The sequence below is a fragment of the Solidesulfovibrio sp. genome, from assembly GCF_029978005.1.
Taxonomy (GTDB): domain Bacteria; phylum Desulfobacterota; class Desulfovibrionia; order Desulfovibrionales; family Desulfovibrionaceae; genus Solidesulfovibrio.
Genome location: NZ_JARKOZ010000031.1, coordinates 1 through 3,592 on the forward strand (window position 1 = coordinate 1; position 3,592 = coordinate 3,592).

Sequence of the window (3,592 nt, forward strand, 5' to 3'; positions counted from 1 at the left end):
CCCCCCCCCCCCCCCCCCCCCCCCCCCCCCCCCCCCCCCCCCCCCCCCCCCCCCCCCCCCCCCCCCCCCCCCCCCCCCCCCCCCCCCCCCCCCCCCCCCCCCCCCCCCCCCCCCCCCCCCCCCCCCCCCCCGCCGGAGGCGTTCCCCCTCCTCCTCTTCGCCGCCTACGCGGCGGCCCAGCGGATGAGGCCCAGGGAGTGGGAATCGAGGAGCAGCGGGTGGTGCGGCAGGATGCGCACGGTGAAGCCGAAGCGGCCGGCCTCGGCGGGCTGGACTTCGCCGACGTAGACCGTCCAGGCGTCGTCCATGTTCTCCACGGGCCGCATGTTGACGGTCTCGCGCTGGGCGAACTTGCCTTCGTAGTCGAGGCGGCCGGCATAAATCTGCACTTCCACGTCCTGGGGCCGGATGCCGTTTAAGTGCACCTCGGCCCGCACCCGCACGGCGTCGCCCACGTGCAGTTGGTCGGGCTCGTCGGCCCGGATGTTGCGGATGTCCAGATTCCCCCACTTGGTCATCATGTCCATACGCCACGAGGCCAGGTCCTTGGCCGCGGCGCAGTCGTCGCGGGTGAGCCGGTTGTAGTTCTCCAGCGCCGGCACATAGGCGATGCGGGCGTAGTCCTCCACCATGCGGTGGGAGTTGTACAGCGGCGCGAGCTCGGCGATGGAGTCCTTCATCTTGCGAATCCAGTTGCGCGGCAGGCTGCCGTGGTGGCCCCGGTCGTAGAAGGTCGGGATGATCTCGTTTTCCAGGATGTTGTAGAGGGTCTGACTCTCCACGAAGTCCTGGTAGCCGCCGTCCTCGTACTCCTCGCCCTGGCCGATGGCCCAACCCACGCTGTTGTCCGGCTTCCAGGCCTCGGCCCACCAGCCGTCCAGCGTGCTGTAGTTGAGCACGCCGTTGCACATGGCCTTCATGCCGCTGGTGCCGCAGGCCTCGAGGGGCCGGCGGGGCGTGTTGAGCCAGACGTCCACGCCCTGCACGAGGTAGCTGGCGATCTCCATGTCGTAGTCTTCCAGAAAGACCATGTTGAACCGGCACTGCGGGCTGTTGCACAGCTGCACCAGCTCCTGGATGATCTTCTTGCCCTCGTTGTCGTGGGGGTGGGCCTTGCCGGCGAAGACGAACTGCACGGGCCGGGTGGAATCGGACAGGATCTTGAGCAGGCGCTCCTTGTCCGAAAGCAGCAGATTGGCCCGCTTGTAGGTGGCGAAGCGGCGGGCGAAACCGATGGTCAGCGCCTGGGGATCGAGCACCTCCTCGGCGGCTTGCAGTTCCTTGCGCTTGGCCCCCCGGGCGAGCAGTTGCTCGCGCAGCCGCTCGCGCACGTAGCCCACCAGCCGTTCGCGCAGCCGTTCGTGGGTGCGCCAGAGCTCGGCGTCGGAAATGAGGTGCGTCTGGGCGAACACCCGGTTCGTGTCCGGATCCTCGCGCCAGTTGGCCCCGAAGTAGCGGTCGTAGAGCGCGGCCATGTCCTGGGCCACCCAGGTCGGCACGTGCACGCCGTTGGTGATGGCCCCGATGGGCACGTCCTCCACCGGATACTGGTTCCAGACCCGGTTCCACATGCGGCGCGAAACCACGCCGTGCAGAAGCGACACGCCGTTGTTGAAGCGCGAGAGCTTGAGCGCGAGCACCGGCATGCAGAAGTGCTCGGAATCGTTGCGCGGGTCCTCGCGGCCAAGGGCCAGCAGCACCTTGAAGGCCAGTCCCAGGCGCTTGGCATAGTCCTCGAAATAGAGCTGGATCAGGTCCGGCGGGAAGCGGTCGTTGCCCGCCGGCACCGGGGTGTGGGTGGTGAAGATGGAGCTCGAGGCCACGAGCTCCATGGCCGCCTCGAAGGACAGCCTGTACTTGTCCATGAAGTTGGCGATGCGCTCCAGGCCGGCGAAGGCCGAATGGCCCTCGTTCATATGGATGACCTTGGGCTTGAGCGAAAGCGCCTCCAGGGCGCGGATGCCGCCGATGCCGAGCAGGTACTCCTGGCGCACGCGCGTTTCCAGGTCGCCGCCGTAGAGGCGGTTGGTGAGCTGGCGCGAGCCGGGCTGGTTCTCGACCACGTTGGTGTCCAGGAGGTAGAGCGCCACCCGCCCGACCTGCGCCTTCCAGATCTGCGAATAGACGCGCTCGCCGCGCAGGTCCACGTGGATGAGGATGCGCTCGCCCGCGGCGTCCTTGCACTGCTGCAAGGGCATCTGCTCGAAGTCGTAGATGGGGTAGCGTTCCTGCTGCCAGCCGTCGGCCGTGAGGTACTGGCGGAAATAGCCCTGCTGGTAGGCCAGGCCGATGCCGACCAGGGGCACGCACAGGTCGCTGGCCGACTTGAGGTGGTCGCCGGCCAGGATGCCCAGGCCCCCGGAGTACACGGGCAGGCAGGCGCTGATGCCGTATTCCAGGCTGAAATAGGCCACCACGGGCTGGCCGTCGCGGTCGGGGAAAGGAATGGAGGTCGTCTTGCGCGACAGGTAGGTCGCGAGCGTCTGGCGCAGGTCGCCCACCCGCTCGACGAAGAACTCGTCGTCGGCCAGGGACTCCAGGGTCTTTTGCGGCAACCTGTTGAGGAAGCCCACGGGGTTTCCCGAACAATCCCGCCACAACTTGCGGTCCACCTGGGCGAAAAGCGACGCAATGTCGTCGTTCCACGCAAAAAGCAGATTATAGGCCAGCTCCCAGAGCGCGTTGAGCTTGACCGGCAATTTCGGCACCACGCTGTAGACACGTAACGGCTGCATAATCACCTCGTTGTCCTGGCATCGCCGTCGCGGCGCGCATCGCCGCGCAGTCCGTGCACTTGCGCATCTATCCATAAGGCTTGTCAAAAGGCAAGGCCGGACGCGAAACGTCACCGCCATGACACGCTACGGGAAAATATCAATATTTCAGTACGTTAAATTTTATTTACAAATCCAGCCAATGCGCTAGGTTAGCCCGCCTATCGTCCCCGGAGGTTCCGCCCATGTCCGTTCCATCCAGCGTCCTGCGCATCAAGTTCCTCCGGGAATCGAGCCGCGCCAACCCGCCCAGCGTGGCCACGCCCGGCTCCGCCGGCCTGGACCTGCGCGCCGACATCGAGCCCGAGACCCTCACCATCGCCCCGGGGCAGCGCGCCGCCGTGCCCACGGGCATCGCCATCGAGATCGAAACGCCGGGCCTGGCCGGCTTCGTCTATTCCCGCTCCGGACTCGGGGCCAAGCACGGCCTGACCGTGGCCCAGGGCGTGGGCGTCATCGACCCGGACTACCGGGGCGAGATCATCGTCTGGCTGCTCAACACGTCCGGCGAACCCAAGACCATCTCGCGCCACGAACGCATCGCCCAGCTCATCCTCGCGCCGGTCGTGCGCCCCATCCTCACGCCGGTGGAGGAACTCGGCGACACCCGCCGCGGCTCCGGCGGCTTCGGGCATAGCGGGACAGTGTAGAAAGGGAAGAGAAGAGGCCTCCGGCGGCCGGGGGGCATGATGCCCCCCGGCCCCCCCCGCAGGGGTAAAGGGTGAAGGCAGAAGACGCAGGGCTGACGGCATCCGCCGATAACCTTTAAGAGTTTTTTGGGAAGGTGGGGGTCCGGGGGAGGGAACCTTTTTTTGCAA

At 67.1% G+C, this 3,592-nt stretch carries 2 protein-coding genes; one reads left to right on the forward strand and one right to left on the reverse strand.

The features are described 5' to 3' along the window. Positions 1-164: 164 nt before the first annotated feature. Positions 165-2,735: an alpha-glucan family phosphorylase gene (gene glgP, locus Q1K70_RS02965; protein WP_300155536.1), complete on the reverse strand. Its 2,571-nt coding sequence runs from the start codon at positions 2,733-2,735 to the stop codon at positions 165-167. A 224-nt stretch (positions 2,736-2,959) separates the two neighbouring features. Between glgP and dut the strand changes: the two genes are divergently transcribed. After that, the gene (gene dut, locus Q1K70_RS02970) at positions 2,960-3,424 is read left to right on the forward strand and encodes a dUTP diphosphatase (protein WP_300155539.1); all 465 of its coding nucleotides are present in this window, start codon (positions 2,960-2,962) and stop codon (positions 3,422-3,424) included. Positions 3,425-3,592 lie beyond the last annotated feature (168 nt).

What these genes read in the sequence shown, in the direction of transcription:
- glgP (WP_300155536.1), bottom strand. Translation starts at nt 2,735, where the DNA reads ATGCAGCCGTTACGTGTCTACAGCGTGGTGCCGAAATTGCCGGTCAAG.
- dut (WP_300155539.1), top strand. Translation starts at nt 2,960, where the DNA reads ATGTCCGTTCCATCCAGCGTCCTGCGCATCAAGTTCCTCCGGGAATCG.